Raw genomic sequence first — 19,278 nt, 5'->3', positions numbered from 1 at the left:
CATTTCCACTAAGAGCGCGTAACGATTTGACGCCCGGACAATGCGCAAAATATTCCAGGGTCGCTTCGCATTTAGGTTTGCGAAACCATCTCATGCTACGAATCTTCCATTGAAGACGGAAATATTGTTTCCGGCTGTTCAGGCACCAGGCAGAACGCCGAATCCGCATATGCAAGTGTCGGTGCACTTGCGCCGGCCTCCACAGCGAGCATTGGGAAGAATTCTGATGGCAATGATTAACTCTACCAATTTTGGCGGTGAGACGCTCGAGATCATCGCATTCCGCCTGCATGATCAGGAATTCTGCGTGAAGACGACGACCATACGCGAAATTCGCGGCTGGGCTCCTTCCACGCCCATTCCCCATGCGCCGAAAGACGTCATCGGCGTCATGAACCTGCGCGGGTCTGTCATTCCGATCATCGATCTGGCTCACAAGCTCGGTATGAAGAGCACCGTCGCCAATGAAAGAAGCGCGATTGTGGTGGCGGAAGTGCACAACATGGTCATCGGCATGCTCGTCGACCGCGTTTCCGACATTTTGACGATCCCGGCAAATCAGGTTCAGCCGGTTCCGGAGATCTCGGCCTCTTTCGACAAGTCCTATTCGGAAGGCATCATCGCCAACGAACACGGCATGATCTGCTTCCTCAATCTTGCGAAAATGTTCAAGGGAACAGAAGCGGACGATCTCGCGGCCTAATAAGGCTTTTTCGTCTGGCCTCGCCGCACGAAGACTATCTATAAATCCAGGCCGCCGGAGCACCCGCCCGGCGGTTTTGTTTTTCTTCTTTACCTCGTTTCATCAAATAAGAACATTTTAATATTATGGATGTCTAATATTACGGACCCTAGATCAGTGTCGCGCCATTACGCATATAAGGCGAACCCGATACCTGACCGAGGCGGAAAGACGGAAGTGCCTGCCTTGCTGCCTTCGGCGGCAAAACCTGTTCATTGTTCAACATGATTCGATGTGGACCGCATGTCCTGTGCGCCACGCCGCGTTGTGGACCGATTTTGGGGGACGTATAATGCTGGGGTTAGGGAAAAGCGCAGATAACAGAAATATGCTCGACGCGATATCCAGATCGCAGGCGGTCATAGAATTTGATCTCAAGGGTAACATCCTCACCGCGAATAAAAACTTCTGCGCGGCGCTGGGTTATGATCTCACCGAGATCGTCGGCAAGCATCATCGCATCTTCTGCGACAGCGAGCTTGCCGGGTCGCGGGCTTATCAGGAATTCTGGGACTCTCTCGCCCGTGGCGAGTTCCAGGCAAAGGAATATCGCCGTGTCCGCAAGGACGGATCGGTTATCTGGATCGAGGCCTCTTACAACCCGGTTTTCCGTTCGGGCAAACCCTATAAGGTCGTGAAGATCGCCACCGACATCACCGCCAAGAAGATCAGGGCCGTGGACGACGCGGGCAAACTGGAGGCGCTCTCCCGTTCGCAGGCCACAATCGAGTTTTTTCCGGATGGCACCATCATCACCGCAAACCCGAATTTCTGCGCAACGGTGAATTATGACCTCAAGGAAATCGAGGGCAGGCACCACCGCATGTTCTGCGATCCGGACTATGCCGCCTCACCCGCCTACGGTAATTTCTGGCAGCGGCTGGCAGCAGGGGAGTTCATCTCGGATGAATTTGTCCGCTATGGAAAGAACGGCAAGGAAATATGGATACAGGCTGCCTATAATCCGGTGATGGACGAAGCCGGTAAGGTGGTGAAAGTGGTGAAATTCGCCACCGATGTCACGCCGCGCATGAGCGCCATTAGTGTGCTTGCAGATGCTCTGCGGGCGCTGGCCGAAGGCGATCTTGTGCAACGCCTCGACAGCAGCTTCGTACCCAGCATGGAAAAGCTGCGCGCGGATTTCAACGAAGTCGTCGCCAAGCTGCAGGCCACCATGCAGACCATCGCCCATAATGCTTCGACAATCGCCTCAGGCTCCGGGGAAATCCGCATCGCCGCCGATCAGCTTTCGCAGCGCACGGAACAGCAGGCCGCTTCACTCGAAGAGACGGCGGCCGCGCTGGAAGAAATCACCACCACCGTTACCGATGCCAGCCAGCGCGCCGGCGAGGCCGGAAAGCTGGTGTTGCGGACGAGAGAACATGCCGAACATTCCGGAGAAATCGTCCAGCAGGCAATTTCTGCCATGGACGCGATTTCGCGTTCCTCGGGCGAAATCACCAACATCATCGGCGTCATCGACGACATCGCTTTCCAGACCAATCTTCTGGCTCTGAATGCAGGCGTTGAAGCCGCCCGGGCGGGCGAAGCGGGCAAAGGCTTCGCCGTCGTGGCGCAGGAGGTCCGCGAACTCGCGCAGCGATCCGCCGTTGCGGCCAAGGAAATCAAGTCTCTTATCAACACGTCACGCGAACAGGTCGCCAATGGCGTTGACCTGGTGGGCAGAACCGGCGGCGCGCTCAGGGATATCCAGTCCCAAATGAGCGAGATCGACACCAATGTCTCGGCCATCGTTGAAGCTTCCCGCGAACAGTCAAGCGGTCTCAGGGAAATCAATCAGGCCGTCAACATCATGGATCAGGCTACCCAGAAGAACGCCGCCATGGTGGAGGAAACCACTGCCGCCAGCCATGGACTCGCAAATGAGGCGGAAATCCTGCACGAACTGCTGCGGCAGTTCAGAATATCGCATGAGGCATCGGCACTAACCGCCCGCCCGGCCGACAAAAAGCCCGCCCCTGTCACCCGGCTCCCGACACCGCAGCCGCGATACGCCGCCGCGCCAAGGTCTCACGGAAACGCAGCCGCCGAATGGGCGGAATTCTAGGCCCGCTCTGAAGCCAAGGGCCGCCGGGAAACGGCGGCCTCAATCTTTATAGAATGATACGATCCGCCCGGGTGAAGATTTCAAAATCTTCACCCCGCACCAGCGCCACAAGTGTGATACCCGAACTCTGCGCCGTTTCAATGGCAAGCGCAGTGGGCGCGGAGATCGCCGCGAGAATCGGGCTGCCAAGGATGGCTGTCTTCTGGACCATTTCCACCGACAGTCGGCTGGTGACCACCACAATACCCCTATCGGGCGATTGGTCCGCATTAACGACCGCACCTGCGAGCTTGTCGAGCGCATTGTGGCGGCCGACATCTTCGCGGACAGCAAGCAGCCCTTTTTTAGGATTGTAGAAACCCGCGCCGTGAACTGCTCTCGTTTCGCGATTGAGGTTTTGCGCTTCATTCAGCGCTTTCACCGCGGCGACGATGTCATCACCGTCAACGGAGACGTCCACGTCGCTCAATTCCGGTACCACACGAACCGCTTGCTCTATGGATTCGATACCACAAAGACCGCAGCCGACAGGGCCTGCCATATGCCGCCTTCTTGCCCTCAACGCATCCGCATTGGCATCCTGCAAATCCACCTGAACATCGAAGCCCTGCCCCGCCTCGATCACCTCGATGGAACGGATTTCCGCCCTTGTGGATATGATGCCTTCCGTAAGACTGAAACCGACCGCGAAATCGACAAGGTCGGCCGGGCTGGCCATCATCACGGCATGGGTGCTGCCGCCATAGGAAAAGGCAACCGGCACCTCCTCAGGCACCGCCCTTTCGCCCTCCACTATGGCACCTTCGCGCAAAGCGGTTCTTGCAACCCTTCGGTAACTTGCCTTTGCCGACACGCGATCACTCCTCCATGACGAAAATCCGCCTCGTCTCGCTCAAGATACCAAAGCAGCATTTCTTCCCGGTATCACATCTAACCGAAAGCCCGGAAAATCGGAATCGATTTCCCGGATGCACCCGTTGAAGGCGCTACCCTGCCTTATCCATTTTCGGCACTGATGCGATCCCGCCAACGCCATGCCGAAGCTCTGAGCAGGCCAACTGACGTTTTCTATGCGAGGCCAGCCATGCTTTGCCTGGTATGGTGAGGACACAGGCCAAAACAAAAAAGCGACCGAAACGGCCGCTTTCTGCTTTGGGTTTTTTGTGGGCAGTCATTCTTTCGAACCCGCCCGGTGCTTTCAAGCAGCGACGAGAACCTCATGCAGGTTCGTCAGTTCGTAAAGATGCTTTTCAAGCTTGGTCAAATGCTCGTGGTGATGATTACCCTCTTCGATTTCGGCCTTGGCCGCATCGATACGCTTCTGCAGCGTGTCGGGAGACATATCATCGGCCGAAACGGCCGATTCGGCGAGAAGCGTGCAGCCGGTCGGCAGAATATCGGCAAAACCACCGAAGACGACGTATTTGTGCGTTTCGCCAGAGGCAAACTTCACAGTCACCAGACCCGGCTTGATCGTGGTCATCGTTGGCGCGTGATTGGCCAGAACCGTCATTTCACCCAGCGTAGCCGGAATGACGACTTCCGTAACCGTTTCGGAAACGAGCAGACGCTCCGGGGAAACGAGATCGAATTTGAAACTGTCAGCCATGGCTATTCACTTCTTTTCAATTACGCGGGCGTCGCAGACTTGTCTGTTACAACAAAGGCAAAGCCGTTCCGGTTTCGCCGTCATTGGCTGGAAGGCGCGCGGTTAAACCACGCGCCCGCCAATTCATTATTATGCAGCTTCGCCAGCCAGCTTCTTTGCCTTTTCGATGGCTTCTTCCATCGAACCGACCATGTAGAAGGCAGCTTCCGGCAGATTGTCGTATTCGCCGTTGACGAGGCCCTTGAAGCCCTTGATCGTGTCTTCGAGAGCAACCAGCTTGCCCGGAGAACCGGTGAAGACTTCAGCCACGAAGAACGGCTGCGACAGGAAGCGCTCGATCTTGCGGGCGCGGGCAACCGTCAGCTTGTCTTCTTCCGACAGTTCATCCATGCCGAGGATGGCGATGATGTCCTGAAGAGACTTGTAGCGCTGCAGGGTCGACTGAACCTTACGGGCCACTTCATAGTGCTCTTCGCCGACGATCATTGGGTCCAGCATGCGCGAGGTGGAGTCAAGCGGGTCAACAGCCGGGTAGATGCCCTTTTCAGCGATCGAACGAGACAGAACCGTCGTTGCGTCCAGGTGGGCGAACGAGGTGGCCGGAGCCGGGTCGGTCAAGTCGTCGGCGGGGACGTAAATAGCCTGAACCGAGGTGATCGAACCCTTGGTCGTGGTGGTGATGCGTTCCTGCATCTGACCCATGTCGGTTGCGAGCGTCGGCTGATAACCAACGGCCGAAGGAATACGGCCGAGAAGAGCCGACACTTCCGAACCAGCCTGCGTGAAGCGGAAGATGTTGTCCACGAAGAACAGAACGTCCTGACCTTCATCACGGAAGTTCTCAGCGATCGTCAGACCGGTCAGAGCGACGCGAGCGCGGGCGCCCGGCGGTTCGTTCATCTGGCCGTAAACGAGAGCTGCCTTGGAACCTTCGCCGCCGCCAAGCTTGTTGACGTTGGACTCAATCATTTCGTGGTAGAGGTCGTTACCTTCACGGGTACGCTCACCAACGCCGGCGAATACGGAGTAACCGCCGTGTGCCTTAGCAACGTTGTTGATAAGTTCCATGATGAGAACGGTCTTGCCAACGCCGGCGCCGCCGAACAGGCCGATCTTACCGCCCTTGGCGTACGGAGCCAGAAGATCGACCACCTTGATGCCGGTGACGAGGATCTGTGCTTCGGTCGACTGCTCGACGTAAGACGGTGCGTCCTGGTGGATGGCGCGCTTCTTAGCCGTATTGATCGGACCGGCTTCGTCAACCGGTTCGCCGATGACGTTCATGATGCGGCCGAGCGTTTCCGGACCAACCGGAACCTCGATCGGCGCACCCGTGTTGCTTACGGGCTGACCGCGAACCAGACCTTCGGTCGAGTCCATGGCAATCGTGCGAACGACGTTTTCACCGAGGTGCTGCGCGACTTCGAGAACCAGGCGGTTGCCGTTGTTCTCGGTTTCGAGCGCGTTCAGGATCGGAGGCAGTTCGCCTTCGAACGCCACGTCGACAACAGCGCCGATAACCTGGGTAACCTTGCCCGCGCCGTTCACCGCTGCGGTTTTCTTGGGGGTAGCTGCCTTAGCCATTATCCTTACCCTCTTTCCTTACCTCAGAGCGCTTCCGCGCCCGAAATGATTTCAATGAGTTCCTTGGTGATCTGAGCCTGACGCTGACGGTTGTAGGAAAGCGTCAGCTTGTTGATCATCTCACCGGCATTGCGCGTTGCGTTATCCATCGCGCTCATCTTGGCGCCCATTTCACCGGCAACGTTTTCGAGCAGAGCCCGGAAAACCTGAACCGAAATGTTGCGCGGAATAAGGTCTTCCAGAATAGAAGCCGCATCCGGCTCATATTCATAGACGGCGCTCTGCGTCGCGGCATCCTCTTCCACAACAGGCGTTGCGGCGGGAATGAGCTGCAGGCCGGTCGGGATCTGGCTGATGACGGACTTGAATTCCGAATAGATCAGCGTGCAGACGTCGAACTCACCGGCGTTGAAGAGCGAGATCACCTTCTTGGCGATCTGGTCGGCATTTTCAAAACCGACCTTCTTCACGTCGCGCAGTTCGATGCGCTCGATGACGTTGGCTGCAAATTCGCGACGCAGGGCGTCGTACCCCTTTTTGCCAACCGTGATGATCTTGACCGTCTTGCCTTCCGAAATCAGCTTGCGGGCGTGATCGCGGGCAAAACGGGCGATTTGCGAGTTGAAACCGCCGCAAAGACCACGCTCAGCCGTGCAGACGACGAGCAGATGCACATCGTCCTTGCCGGTGCCGGTCATCAGCGCCGGAGCAACGTCCGCCTCGACCGCATTCGCGATGTTGGCAAGAACGGCGCTCATGCGCTGAGAATAAGGCCGGGCGGCCTCCGCAGCTTCCTGGGCGCGCCGAAGCTTCGCCGCGGCGACCATTTTCATCGCCTTGGTAATCTTCTGCGTCGCCTTTACGGAGGCAATGCGGTTTTTCAGATCCTTTAGTGAAGGCATCCGTTATCCGTCCGAGTAAAAGAGCCCTGATTTAAGAGAAAGACTTGGCGAAGTTATCAAGAGCGCCCTTGAGCTTGCCCTTGGTATCGTCGCTGATAGCCTTTTCCGTGCGGATGGTGTCGAGGATCGCCTTGCCTTCCGACCGGAGGTAGGAGAGCAGACCCTGCTCGAACTTGCCGACCTGCGCGACTGCAACCTTGTCAAGGTAACCGTTGACGCCGGCGAAGATCACCGCAACCTGTTCTTCCGTCTTGAGCGGCGAGAACTGCGGCTGCTTCAGAAGTTCGGTCAGGCGTGCACCGCGGTTCAGCAGGCGCTGCGTCGAAGCATCGAGGTCCGAACCGAACTGGGCGAAGGCTGCCATTTCGCGATACTGGGCGAGTTCACCCTTGATCGAACCGGCAACCTGCTTCATCGCCTTGATCTGGGCGGCAGAGCCAACGCGCGAAACCGACAGACCGACGTTAACGGCCGGGCGGATACCCTGATAGAACAGGTCGGTTTCAAGGAAGATCTGGCCGTCGGTGATCGAGATCACGTTGGTCGGAATGAACGCCGAAACGTCGTTACCCTGGGTTTCGATGACCGGCAAAGCCGTCAGCGAGCCAGCGCCCATTTCGTCGGAGAGCTTCGCAGCGCGCTCGAGAAGACGGGAGTGGAGGTAGAAAACGTCGCCCGGATAAGCTTCGCGGCCCGGAGGACGGCGCAGCAACAGCGACATCTGACGGTAAGCAACAGCCTGCTTGGAAAGGTCGTCGTAACCGATGAGAGCATGCTTGCCGTTGTCACGGAAGTACTCGCCCATGGCGCAACCGGCAAACGGTGCCAGATACTGCATCGGAGCCGGATCGGAAGCCGTGGCGGCGACGATGATCGAGTACTGCAGCGCGCCGCGCTCTTCCAGAACCTTGACGAACTGGGCAACGGTCGAACGCTTCTGACCGATAGCGACGTAGACGCAATAAAGCTTGTCGCCGTCAGGGCCATTGTCGTGAATGGCCTTCTGGTTCAGGATCGTGTCGAGAATGATGGCGGTCTTGCCGGTCTGGCGGTCGCCGATGACGAGCTCGCGCTGGCCGCGACCAACCGGGATGAGCGCGTCGATGGCCTTGAGGCCGGTCGACATCGGCTCATGAACCGACTTGCGCGGAATTATGCCGGGAGCCTTGACGTCAACGCGCGAACGCTTGGCGGCATTGATCGGGCCCTTACCGTCGATCGGATTACCGAGCGCGTCAACGACGCGGCCGAGCAGTTCCGGACCGACGGGAACGTCAACGATAGCGCCAGTCCGCTTTACGGTGTCGCCTTCCTTGATGTCACGGTCGGAACCGAAGATAACCACGCCGACATTGTCGACTTCGAGGTTGAGCGCCATGCCGCGGATGCCGCCCGGAAACTCGACCATTTCGCCGGCCTGAACATTGTCGAGACCGTAAACGCGAGCAATACCGTCACCGACGGAAAGCACCTGGCCGACTTCCGAGACTTCCGCCTCATTGCCGAAATTTTTGATTTGATCTTTCAGAATTGCGGAAATTTCCGCGGCGCGGATATCCATCAGCCAACCTCTTTCAGTGCAAGCTTAAGGGTGGAAAGTTTGGTGCGAAGAGACGTATCGATCTGGCGGGAGCCGACCTTGACGATCAGACCACCGAGGATCGACGGGTCGACGGTAACGGAAATCGTCACATCCTTGCCGGTAACGCTCTTCAGCGCCGCTTTCAGTTCAGTTTCCTGCGCCTCGTCGAGCGCATGTGCCGAGGTGACCTCGGCGGTGATTTCGCCGCGATGGGCGGCAGCGATGGTGCGGTAGGCGCGGATCATGCCGGGAACAGCGAAGAGACGGCGATTATTCGCAACAACCTTGAGGAAATTCAGAGCGAGACCGGAGATACCGGCCTTTTCGCAGATAGCGGTGATTGCCTTGAACTGATCCTCGGCGGAAAACACCGGGCTCGCAACCAGACGCTTCAAATCGTCGCTTTCGTCGAGAAGTGCGCCGAACTTGTCCAGCTCGGCCTGAACCGCTTCGACCGCACCCGCTTCCAAAGCAAGCTCGAAAAGCGACGACGCATACCTTTCCGCTACACCGGATGTTCCATGGGAGGTGTCTGCCACGGGCACTTTTTCCCTGCTAATCGTCCAAGACCATCAGCGATGGGGCTCCACCGCATCAAATTCTTGAAATCGTTTCAATTTCCCCGAAAAAGACCGGAATTCCCCCCTGCCTTTTCCCAATTTCGCGGTCCGTCTAGCATAGGACGCCGGGACTCGCAACACGCGTAATAGCGGAAAGCGCCGTTTGGGCAAGGGGGAATGCGTTTAAATTTTCCGATTTCGCTCAGGATGCGGCGCATCTGCGGCACAAAAGCCAAAAAGCCCGCCTCAGACCAGCCCGAAGACGTAGCTCAACGACAGCGCAGCGAGCAGAAAGTGCACAACCAGAAGTATGAAATTCCGCATGGTTGCGCCGCCATCGGAGAGTATGGAGAGAATGCCGCCAAAGACACTGAGGCCGAAAGCCGCACCAAAGGCGAGATAGACCATGGGCTGCGCGAGAAGCAGGGCGGCGGCGCCGAGACCGAGATAGAACCCGGCAAGCGACGAGCGCGCGAGCGTATAACCATCGCGGCGCTCACCCGCTGGCTGCAGCCCGAAGGCACGCAGCGTAATACCCGGTGCAAACATAAAAAAAAGGCCCATCATGGCCGAAACTACTGCCGCTCCGAAGGCCAGCTGCTCGCCGAACTCGGCGGGAAAATAAAACTCCATCTCGTTCCCCAAATCATCTTTGATTGCCTGCTGCGTTATGACACGGTCATGACAACGGGAAAACGCCCCGTCGGCGAGTTTCAAAGGAAACTTTGCGGGTCGATATCGAGCTGCACATGCACGCTGCCGCGCTCTTTCGGGCCATTGGCCAGAAGCGTTCGCAGAAAAGACTGCATGTCGGAATTGCGACGCCCGTGCACGAGGAGGCGGAAACGGTGGCGTCCGCGGATGAGAGCCAGCGGCGCTTCCGCCGGGCCGAGCAGCATGATGCCCGTAACTTGCGGCGCGGCCGCCCTTAAACCCCGTGCATGGGTTTCGGCCTCTGCACGCGTATCGGCGGAAACGATGATGGAGGCAAGGCGTCCGAAGGGGGGCAGGACAGCCTTTTCCCGCTCCACGATCTCTCTTTCATAGAAAGCCGAAGCATCACCCGAAACGATGGCCTGCATGACCGGATGCTGCGGCTGATACGTTTGCAGCAAGCCATGGCTCTTCAAACCGGTTCGCCCGGCGCGTCCCGTCACCTGTGAAAGCAGCTGGAAGGTTCGCTCCGCCGCGCGCGGATCGCCATTGGCAAGGCCGAGATCGGCATCGACAATGCCGACAAGCGTCATCAGCGGAAAATTATGTCCCTTGGCGACCAGCTGCGTGCCGATCACGATATCCGCCTCCCCTTTAACAATCGCCTCCAGCTCCAGCCGCAACCGCTTGACGCCCATGAGATCGGAGGAGAGCACGATGGTGCGGGCCTCAGGGAAATGTTTCTCCACCTCCTCGGCAATGCGCTCCACGCCGGGGCCGCAGGCCACCAGATGATCGAAGGTGCCGCATTCCGGGCAATGATCGGGCGTTGGCTCATTATGGCCGCACTGATGGCACTGCAATTGATTGCGAAACCGGTGCTCCACCAGCCAGCTGGAACATTGCGGGCACTGGAAACGGTGACCGCAGACGCGGCAGAGCGTGAGCGGCGCATAACCGCGGCGATTGAGGAAGAGCAGCGCCTGCTCGCCCTTTTCGATGGTCTTGCCGATGCCGCGCAGCAGGACGGGTGAGAGAAACCCTCCCCGCTCGGGCGGGTGGCGGCGCATATCGACAAGATGCAGGTCCGGCATCGCTGCATCGCCGAAACGTGTATGCAGGTGAATGGTGTTATAACGCCCGGAACTACCATTAACCTGGCTTTCGACCGACGGTGTGGCAGACACCAACACTACCGGGAATTCCGCGATCCGCGCCCTTACCACCGCCATGTCGCGGGCATTATAGAAGACACGATCTTCCTGCTTGTAAGCGGGGTCGTGCTCTTCATCGACAATGATGAGACCGAGATTGTCGAAGGGCAGGAAAAGCGCCGAGCGCGCCCCGGCCACCACCTTCACCTCACCCGTCACCGCCTGCCGCCAGACCTTTTCGCGCATGCGGGGCGACAGATCCGAATGCCATTCCGCCGGTTTCGCACCGAAGCGATCCTGAAAACGCTCCAAAAACGCAGCCGTCAGGGCGATTTCCGGCAGCAGGATAAGAACCTGCTTGCCTTGCCTCAACGTTTCAGCCACCGCCTCGAAATAAACCTCGGTTTTGCCTGACCCCGTCACACCGTCGATCAGCGAGACATGAAAACCGCCCTTGCGCACATCTTCCAGTATCTCCGAGGCGGCCTGTTTCTGTGGGCCCTCCAGGCGCGGCTCGACATAATCAGGATCGGGTTCAGCCACCACAGGCGGCGCGGGCAGAAACACCGTCTCGAACACGCCCTGCTTGACGAGACCATCGATGACGCTGGTTGAGACGCCGGCGGCATGGGCAAGCCCGCTCTTCGTCCAGCCATGCCCTTCCGCCGCCAGTTCCATCACCCGCTCACGGGCGGGGGTGAGGCGCTCCGGCCGACCCTCCGTCAGCCGCAGCCCCTCGATCATCGGTTCGGGATCGAAGGCGGCAGGGGCGCGCAGCGCCATGCGCGCCACGAGGCCGGGCGGAGACAGCGTATAGGCGGCAACCCAGTCCACGAAGCGGCGCATTTCCGCCTTCAGCGGCGGGCACTCGAAACTCTTGGTGATGGGCCGCAGCTTCTTCGGATCGACGCCCTTCTCACCCGCATCGTCCCAGACCACGCCGAAGACCTGCCGGGGACCGAGCGGCACCTGCACGACGGAACCCGTCTCCACCACCATATCCTCAGGCACAGAGTAGCTGTATGGCCCGGGCGCTGGCATGGGCACGAGAACGGGCACCGTGCGCGTGGGCGACGGCGGGTCGAACAGAGCCCCAAACAGATCGGACGAATCTTTTGCCATGATGTGGCGACCATGCCCCGACGACAGGAAAAAGGAAACCGCCCGGATGTAGTGGGCGCGCCTTGCAAAGTCCACCTCTTAACCAAATGCTGACCATAAGCGCATAGTTTCGGGGCATGGAATGGAGCGCCGCGTGACCGAAATCCTGACATTTGCCGAACCCGATCTCCTGAATGAACGCCAGTCCTGGCTCGCCGCCCTTGCCGGCGAACGCCGCCTTTCCGACAACACCGTCGAGGCCTATGAGCGCGACACGCGCCAGTTCCTGACCTTTCTCACCGGCTATATCGGCAAACCCGCTGCGGTCACGGATATAGCCGATCTGCGCCCTGTCGATCTGCGCGCCTTTCTGGCCAACCGGCGCAAGGAAGGTACCGGCGCCCGTTCGCTCGGCCGGCATCTGGCCGGCCTGCGCTCGTTGCTGCACCACCTACAGAAAAAGGGACTCGTCAACGCGGCCGGCGCCACCGCCATGCGTGCGCCGAAACAGCCGAAATCCCTGCCGAAACCACTGACCGACCGCCAGGCGCTGAAGATCACCACGGCCGAGGCACAGTTAAATGAAGAACCCTGGATCGCCGCCCGCAATGCCGCGGTCCTTTCGCTGCTTTATGGCTGCGGTCTGCGCATTTCCGAGGCATTGGGTCTTACCCCAGCCGATTTCCCGCCCGGCACCCGCAGCCTGCGCATCACCGGCAAAGGCAACAAGACGCGGATCGTGCCGCTCCTCGCAGTGGTCACGGAAGCGGTCGATACCTACAGGACGCTGTGCCCCTATGCTCTGGCCGTGGATGAACCGATGTTCCTCGGCGCCCGCGGCGGCAAACTGCAGCCGGCGATCATCCAGCGGGAAATGCAAAAGCTGCGCGGCGCTTTCGGCTTGCCGGAAAACGCCACCCCGCATGCGCTGCGCCATTCCTTCGCCACCCATCTTCTGGCGGGCGGCGGGGACTTGCGCACCATTCAGGAACTGCTCGGCCATGCGAGCCTCTCCACAACACAGGTCTATACCGGCGTCGATACCGCACGACTGCTGGAAATCTACGATAACGCCCACCCGCGCGCCTGAAGCAGGAATCGGTTAACCGTAAACATTAACCAGACGTCCAAACCGCCGTTCTATAAACAGACAAGAACCGGATTGGACCGATGCACAGCCTGATAAAACCCGAAAATCTCACCGCCACCCTGATGGGTAAGACCGGCGACGCCCTGCTCTGGCTGCTGGCCGCCCTGCATGTCACCGCCGTCGCCATCCTGCTCATGACCCTGCTGTCGCTCAGTGAAGCGGGGGCTGCGCAGCAGCAGATCGCCTGCACCGGCAGCGACATTCTCGTGGAAATGCGCAAGACCGATCCACAAGCCTTCGCAAAGATCGAACAGGAAGCGACCGCTATCCCGAACGGCAAGGGCAATTTCTGGCGCATCGAAAAGGCCGGAACGCCCACGTCCTATCTTCTCGGCACCATGCATGTCACCGATCCGCGTGTTCTGGAAATGCCAACCGCTGCCAGCCCGGCCTTCGAAAAAGCCGCGACGGTGATCGTGGAATCGGACGAAATCGTGACAAGAAGGTCGCCGCCTCGCTGCTGAGCAAGCCTGAACTCACCATGTTTCTGGATGGCAAATCGATCACCGATATCCTCTCACCGGAAAATGTCACGCGTCTGGAAAAGGGCCTCAAGGAACGCGGCATTCCGTTGAACGCCGTTTCACGCATGAAGCCGTGGATGCTTTCGAGCTTCGTCGCCCTTCCCGCCTGTGAATTCGCCCGTAAGGCCACTGGCCTTTCCTTTCTCGACAAGAAGCTGGCGGAAGACGCCATTGCGGACGGAAAACACCTTGTCGGACTGGAGACCATGGTGGAACAGCTGACGGCCATGTCCGAGCTGCCGATGGAGTTTCATCTTCAGGCGCTGATCGAAACGCTCGAACTGCGCGATCGGATGGATGACATCATGACAACCATGACCGATCTATACGTCGCCGGCGATATAGGCATGACCATGCCCATGCTGAAAAGCCTGGACCCCAAAAAGGCAGCGGCCGAAAGCGAACAGGGCTACGCCGCCTTCGAACAGCGCATCATCACCGACCGCAACCATGTCATGGCGGAGCGGGCCACACCAGAACTTGCCAGGGGCAATGTTTTCATGGCCGTTGGCGCACTGCATCTGCCGGGCGAGGAAGGTCTTGTCGAATTGCTGCGCGCGGAAGGCTTCACCCTCACGCGGGTCGATTGACCGGCTCATTCCCGATGCTGACGGGCCGGACATTGGCGCAGAACGGCCGCATCGTCGCCGGCACGATGCGGCGGTGAAACGGTCCCACGACAAGAAGATAAAGCCGCCCGAACAGGTTCTTGCGCCTGACGATGGTGGTGACACTCACCAGCTGGCGGTTTTCTTTCTCTTCGAGATCGACGACGATCCGGAAATCGAGATGGCGGTCGTCGAAGCCGAGCACAGTCCGCTGTGGCGTGGATGATAGGACGGGAAAACCGCCTGCCGATGTGCCAGCCGCAATTTCTACCATTCTCAATCCGAAAAGCGCTACCACGCGGTTTCGAAGCGCCATTAGGCTGCGGATCCACGGCGGAGGATGATCTAGAAGCAGCCTGCTCACATCGAGCGACGTTATGCCCGTCCTCATCATCTCGCCCTGAAAGCGATCACACCAATCGGCGCCCGGCAATATGTCTTCGCTGTTTCGCATCTCTGTCCCCCAGCCGCCCGTTGCGGCAAGGGCCACCATCGTCTTTTTACGGCGAACCGAAAACGTGACAAACCGCCGCTCAACCGTGTGTCATGCGCTTGAGAATATTGGTACGCCAGTAGAGCTGGTGAACCAGAACGGCGGCGACATGGCCGGCAATCAGCACCCACATCACAGCCTTGAAGGGACCGGAATGCAACTCTCCTGCCGTTGCGATACCGAAGTAATAAGCAGCGATGCCGGAAAGCGGCAGAATGAAGAACAGGACATAGAAGGTGAAATGAGCCACCTTGGCGGCAATCTGCGACACACGCGGTTCTTCAGCCGGATGCGGCGGCACGCCTTGGAAAAAGCGAAGACAGAGACGCAGTACCGCAAGCAACAGAATGGCAAAGCCGACATAGGCATGAATATTGGCCGAAGAAATCTGATCCGGTGTCAACGTCTCACCCCGCCGCATCAGCCGGTAGGCGTGCTCCATGCCATCGGGAAACAACAGGTTGAAGAAGATCAGAAGCGCCATCAACCAATGAATGATACGCTGCGGCATAGTGAAGGAAACTTGACTACGAAACGCCATTTTATTGCCTTTTATCAAAAGGTTAGACAGGCTGCGGCGCGCAGTATGGAAAACCCCGGCCTGCATGGCAAGCCGGGGTTTGGCAGATGACTGAAATTTAATGATGGAGCAACGGGCTCCAAAAACCGATCACATGTGGATCGGCTTGAAGAAGGTCGCCAGCGCCGCTTCCTTCACGGCTTCCGACATGGTCGGATGCGCATGGCAGGTGCGGCCGAGATCTTCCGAAGAACCGCCGAATTCCATCAGCACTGTGATCTCATGGATCATCTCACCAGCGCCGAAACCAACGATATGGCCGCCGAGAACCCGGTCGGTTTCCTTGTCGGCAAGGATCTTCACGAAGCCATCCGTCACCTGCATGGCGCGGGCGCGGCCATTGGCGGTGAAGGGGAACTTGCCGACCTTGTAGGCGACGCCAGCGGCCTTCAGTTCTTCTTCGGTCTTGCCGACGGAAGCGACTTCCGGCTGCGTATAGACCACGGCCGGAATGACGTCATAATTCACATGGCCGTGCTGGCCGGCGAGAATTTCCGCAAGAGCAACGCCCTCATCTTCCGCCTTGTGTGCCAGCATCGGGCCTTTCACCACGTCACCGATTGCATAGATGCCATCGACATTGGTCTTGAAGTGGCCGTCGATTTCGACACGACCGCGACTGTCCAGTACGACGCCGGCTTCCGCGAGGCCGAGACCTTCGGTATAGGGCTTGCGGCCGGTGGAAATCAGGACGACATCAGCTTCCAGCGTTTCAGCAGCGCCGCCCTTGACCGGCTCGAATACGACCTTGGCACCGGCAGAGGTCTTTTCAACGGCCGTCACCTTGGCACCGAGCTTGAAATCGAGACCCTGTTTGGCGAGCAGACGCTGAGCCTGCTTGGAGACTTCGCTGTCCATGCCGCCGAGAATAGTGTCGAGATATTCAACGACGGTGACCTTCGCGCCAAGACGCGACCAGACCGAACCAAGCTCGAGGCCGATGACGCCACCACCAACGACGATCAGCTTTTCCGGAACCTTGGAAAGGGCGATTGCACCGGTGGAGGACACGATGACGGTTTCATCGATATCGACCTGAACGCCCGGAATGCCGGCAACGTCGGAACCGGTGGCGATGACGATGTTCTTGGCTTCGATTTCTTGGCTCTCACCCTTCTCGTTGGTGACGGAAACCTTGCCGGCGGAAACCACCTTGCCCATGCCCTGGAAGGCATCGATCTTGTTCTTCTTGAACAGGAAGGACACGCCGTCGACATTGGCCTTCACCACGCCGTCCTTGTGGCCCATCATCTTTTCAAGGTTCAGCTTCGGCGCGGCAACTTCGATACCGAGCGTATCGACACCATGGGCGACATGCGCGAAGGTTTCGGACGCGTGCAGCAACGCCTTGGAGGGGATGCAGCCGACATTGAGGCAGGTGCCGCCATAGGTCGCGCGCTTTTCGATCACTGCGACCTTAAGACCAAGCTGTGCCGCCTTGACCGCGCAAACATAACCGCCGGGACCCGTACCGATTACAACTACATCATATGCCATGTTCTGGTTCCTGCTTTATTGGGACAAGATATCGGATCATTGCCCAGCTTCCATTTGACCTGAAACTCAGGCCGCTTTTTCCGTTGCGAGTTTTATACCAAGAGCGATGAAGACAACACCGCTGGTGCGGTCGATCCATTGGCTGGCGCGCTGAAACGCGGCGCGCATGCGCGGCGTTGTCATGAACAGGCTGACGCCGACGAACCACAGGATAAGGCAGCTTGCCATGACGAGCCCGTATCCGAATTTGATGGTAACCGGCGTATGCGCATGAACCACCGTCGAAAAGATCGACAGGAAGAAAAACACCGGCTTTGGGTTGAGTGCGTTTGCGGCAAAACCAAGTGTGAAGGCCTTCAGCCCGGTCTGCATGCTTTTTGCTCGAACGCCGCCCTCGCCTTCAGCGGTCGGCAATTCTGTCTTGCCGGCGCGCAGCGCCTTGATGCCGATATAGATCAGATAGGCGACGCCCAGCCATTTGACTATGTTGAAGAGATAGATCGACTGGGAAATGATGAGACCAAGTCCGAGGATCGTATAGGTGACATGGAACATCAGCGATGTTCCGACGCCAAAGCTGGTGATGATGGCCTGCCTGCGTCCGTGAACCATTGCCTGGCGCATGACCATTGCAAGATCGGCGCCCGGCGATACGATTGCGAAAGCGAAGATCGCCATCAGCGATGCAAGTTCGATAAGATATTGGTGCATCACATCAGGCCTCAGAACATCAACACGACAAACATCAGCGCAAGTCCAAGCATTGAACCCAACCAGACGAAAGACCGGATATAGGGCACACCTGCCAGATAGAGCGGAATATAGATGATGCGGCAGATCAACCACAACCACGCACCGATAAGCGCAAGTCCGGCCGGGTCACCCGCCATGATAACGCCGAAAGCCAGTGCCAGAAAAGCCGGATAGGTCTCCCGGAAATTCGCCGATGCGCGCGAAGCGCGACCGGAGAGCTTACCCTGTGGCTTCTGCTCACCGTCTCTCGGACCGGCATTCCATTCACGCCCCAATTCTCTGGTCGCCGTCATCCCCTGCAACAGGACATGCACGACGAGAAGAAGAACGCTTAGACCGATAAGCGGTAAAAAAGGCGAAGCGGCAAGAAATGTCGGCTGCACGTCTGCTCTCCCGGGTGGTCTTTCAGCGGGGTTTCACTTGAAGCCCCGCTGAAACGAAAAGCAAGAGCGATCAGAGATCGAGAACCAGACGTTCCGGATCTTCGAGGCTTTCCTTGACGCGAACGAGGAAGGTCACGGCTTCCTTGCCGTCAACGATACGGTGATCGTAGGAGAGCGCGAGATACATCATCGGACGGATGACGACCTGACCGCCGATGGCGACCGGACGCTCCTGGATCTTGTGCATGCCGAGGATGCCCGACTGCGGTGCATTGAGGATCGGCGAGGACATCAGCGAACCGTAGACACCGCCATTGGTGATCGTGAAGGTGCCGCCCTGCATGTCGGCCATGCCGAGCGAACCGTCGCGCGCTGCCTTGGCGAGGCGACCGAGTTCCTTTTCAACGCCGGCGATGGAGAGCTGGTCGGCATCGCGGATAACCGGAACGACAAGACCCTTATCGGTGCCGACAGCCATGCCGACGTGACAATAGTTCTTGTAGATGATGTCCGTACCGTCGATTTCAGCGTTGACGGCGGGCAGTTCCTTCAGCGCGTGGGTCACGGCCTTGGTGAAGAAGCCCATGAAGCCGAGCTTGACGCCATGCTTCTTCTCGAACACGTCCTTGTAACGGTTGCGCAGGTCCATGACGGCGCTCATGTCCACCTCGTTATAGGTGGTCAGCATGGCGGCGGTGTTCTGCGCATCCTTGAGACGCTTGGCGATCGTCTGACGCAGGCGGGTCATCTTCACGCGCTCTTCGCGAACCTGATCCTGCTCGGCGGAAACCGGACGGGGAGCAGCAGCAACCGGAGCCGGAGCGGCGGCAGGTGCGGAAACGCCCTTGGCGACGGCGGCGAGAACGTCACCCTTCAGAACCTGGCCGCGCTTGCCGGAACCATCGACCTGATCGGCAGACAGGTTGTTTTCAGCCAGCAGCTTGCCAGCGGCAGGTGCCGGCGGCATAGCGCTGGCGGCAGAAGCAGCGGGAGCCGGAGCAGCGGCGGCGGCAGGCTTTGCCGGTTCGGCAGCCGGTGCCGAGGTTGCAGCGCCGGCAGCACCTTCGGCGATCTGGCCGAGAAGCGCGTCGAGACCGACGGTCTCGCCGTTCTGCGCAACGATTTCGGTCAGCACGCCGGAGGCGGGTGCCGGAACTTCGACGGTAACCTTGTCGGTTTCCAGTTCTACGAGCGGTTCGTCGGCCTTGACGGTGTCGCCGACCTTCTTGAACCAGGTGCCGACGGTCGCTTCGCTGACGGATTCGCCGAGGGTTGGTACGCGGATTTCAGTGGCCATGATCTAGTTCCGTTATTCGGGTGTCTTTTTTGCGGGG

At 58.8% G+C, this 19,278-nt stretch carries 17 protein-coding genes and 1 pseudogene; 4 read left to right on the top strand and 14 right to left on the bottom strand.

The annotated features are described in order from the left end of the window. Positions 1 to 226: 226 nt before the first annotated feature. Together PL597_RS12700 and PL597_RS12695 are read left to right on the top strand one after the other, a co-directional pair. Positions 227 to 703 carry a chemotaxis protein CheW gene (locus PL597_RS12700; RefSeq protein WP_271365288.1) on the top strand — a complete coding sequence of 159 codons (477 nt, stop codon included), beginning with the start codon at positions 227 to 229 and terminating at the stop codon, positions 701 to 703. A 331-nt stretch (positions 704 to 1,034) separates the two neighbouring features. Further along, positions 1,035 to 2,810 (top strand): methyl-accepting chemotaxis protein, encoded by a 1,776-nt coding sequence (locus tag PL597_RS12695; protein ID WP_077985524.1) that lies wholly within the window; start codon positions 1,035 to 1,037, stop codon positions 2,808 to 2,810. A 46-nt stretch (positions 2,811 to 2,856) separates the two neighbouring features. Here PL597_RS12695 and fdhD read toward each other — a convergent pair whose 3' ends face one another. The 8 genes from fdhD to PL597_RS12655 form a co-directional block, all read right to left on the bottom strand. Beyond that, positions 2,857 to 3,663, bottom strand: coding sequence for a formate dehydrogenase accessory sulfurtransferase FdhD (fdhD, locus tag PL597_RS12690; protein ID WP_077985523.1), 807 nt, complete (start codon positions 3,661 to 3,663; stop codon positions 2,857 to 2,859). A 345-nt stretch (positions 3,664 to 4,008) separates the two neighbouring features. Further along, positions 4,009 to 4,419: a F0F1 ATP synthase subunit epsilon gene (locus PL597_RS12685; protein ID WP_003492358.1), complete on the bottom strand. Its 411-nt coding sequence runs from the start codon at positions 4,417 to 4,419 to the stop codon at positions 4,009 to 4,011. Positions 4,420 to 4,548: 129 nt separating this feature from the next. Beyond that, the gene (atpD, locus tag PL597_RS12680) at positions 4,549 to 6,003 is read right to left on the bottom strand and encodes a F0F1 ATP synthase subunit beta (RefSeq protein WP_271365287.1); all 1,455 of its coding nucleotides are present in this window, start codon (positions 6,001 to 6,003) and stop codon (positions 4,549 to 4,551) included. Between the two features lie 23 nt (positions 6,004 to 6,026). Next, complete coding sequence (locus PL597_RS12675) at positions 6,027 to 6,905, bottom strand: F0F1 ATP synthase subunit gamma (protein ID WP_077985522.1); 879 nt, start codon at positions 6,903 to 6,905, stop codon at positions 6,027 to 6,029. A gap of 31 nt (positions 6,906 to 6,936) precedes the next feature. Further along, on the bottom strand, positions 6,937 to 8,466 hold the full coding sequence (atpA, locus tag PL597_RS12670; protein WP_271365286.1) for a F0F1 ATP synthase subunit alpha: 1,530 nt from the start codon (positions 8,464 to 8,466) through the stop codon (positions 6,937 to 6,939). Beyond that, a complete protein-coding gene (locus PL597_RS12665) occupies positions 8,466 to 9,032 on the bottom strand; it encodes a F0F1 ATP synthase subunit delta (protein WP_269826526.1) in 567 nt (188 codons plus the stop codon). Before PL597_RS12665 ends, atpA begins: the two co-directional genes overlap by 1 nt. A gap of 261 nt (positions 9,033 to 9,293) precedes the next feature. Beyond that, positions 9,294 to 9,680 carry an AGROH133_08824 family phage infection protein gene (locus PL597_RS12660; protein WP_137412261.1) on the bottom strand — a complete coding sequence of 129 codons (387 nt, stop codon included), beginning with the start codon at positions 9,678 to 9,680 and terminating at the stop codon, positions 9,294 to 9,296. A gap of 80 nt (positions 9,681 to 9,760) precedes the next feature. Continuing rightward, the gene (locus PL597_RS12655; RefSeq protein ID WP_137412262.1) at positions 9,761 to 11,977 is read right to left on the bottom strand and encodes a primosomal protein N'; all 2,217 of its coding nucleotides are present in this window, start codon (positions 11,975 to 11,977) and stop codon (positions 9,761 to 9,763) included. 121 nt (positions 11,978 to 12,098) lie between these two features. Here PL597_RS12655 and PL597_RS12650 point away from each other — a divergent pair, with 121 nt between their 5' ends. Further along, positions 12,099 to 13,046 (top strand): tyrosine recombinase XerC, encoded by a 948-nt coding sequence (locus PL597_RS12650; RefSeq protein ID WP_271365284.1) that lies wholly within the window; start codon positions 12,099 to 12,101, stop codon positions 13,044 to 13,046. A gap of 80 nt (positions 13,047 to 13,126) precedes the next feature. Continuing rightward, positions 13,127 to 14,220, top strand: a pseudogene (locus tag PL597_RS12645) (TraB/GumN family protein). Here the strand turns inward: PL597_RS12645 and PL597_RS12640 are convergent. From PL597_RS12640 to odhB, 6 genes are all read right to left on the bottom strand, one after another. After that, positions 14,204 to 14,692 (bottom strand): DUF2867 domain-containing protein, encoded by a 489-nt coding sequence (locus tag PL597_RS12640; protein ID WP_149147118.1) that lies wholly within the window; start codon positions 14,690 to 14,692, stop codon positions 14,204 to 14,206. The pseudogene PL597_RS12645 and the gene PL597_RS12640 sit on opposite strands and share 17 nt — an antisense overlap. Positions 14,693 to 14,771: 79 nt before the next feature. Then, on the bottom strand, positions 14,772 to 15,272 hold the full coding sequence (locus PL597_RS12635) for a cytochrome b (RefSeq protein ID WP_271365283.1): 501 nt from the start codon (positions 15,270 to 15,272) through the stop codon (positions 14,772 to 14,774). 129 nt (positions 15,273 to 15,401) lie between these two features. Continuing rightward, complete coding sequence (gene lpdA, locus PL597_RS12630; RefSeq protein ID WP_137412267.1) at positions 15,402 to 16,808, bottom strand: dihydrolipoyl dehydrogenase; 1,407 nt, start codon at positions 16,806 to 16,808, stop codon at positions 15,402 to 15,404. A 66-nt stretch (positions 16,809 to 16,874) separates the two neighbouring features. Further along, positions 16,875 to 17,519: a LysE family translocator gene (locus PL597_RS12625; RefSeq protein WP_271365282.1), complete on the bottom strand. Its 645-nt coding sequence runs from the start codon at positions 17,517 to 17,519 to the stop codon at positions 16,875 to 16,877. 11 nt (positions 17,520 to 17,530) lie between these two features. Next, entirely contained in the window at positions 17,531 to 17,944 is a 414-nt protein-coding gene (locus PL597_RS12620) for an MAPEG family protein (RefSeq protein ID WP_080811657.1), read from the bottom strand. A gap of 70 nt (positions 17,945 to 18,014) precedes the next feature. Beyond that, entirely contained in the window at positions 18,015 to 19,241 is a 1,227-nt protein-coding gene (gene odhB, locus PL597_RS12615) for a 2-oxoglutarate dehydrogenase complex dihydrolipoyllysine-residue succinyltransferase (protein WP_191217231.1), read from the bottom strand. Positions 19,242 to 19,278 lie beyond the last annotated feature (37 nt).

Origin of the sequence: Agrobacterium sp. ST15.13.013 (assembly GCF_027956525.1) — a bacterium.
GTDB classification, from domain to species: Bacteria; Pseudomonadota; Alphaproteobacteria; order Rhizobiales; family Rhizobiaceae; genus Agrobacterium; species Agrobacterium salinitolerans.
This window is presented reverse-complemented; position numbering and strand designations above follow the sequence as displayed.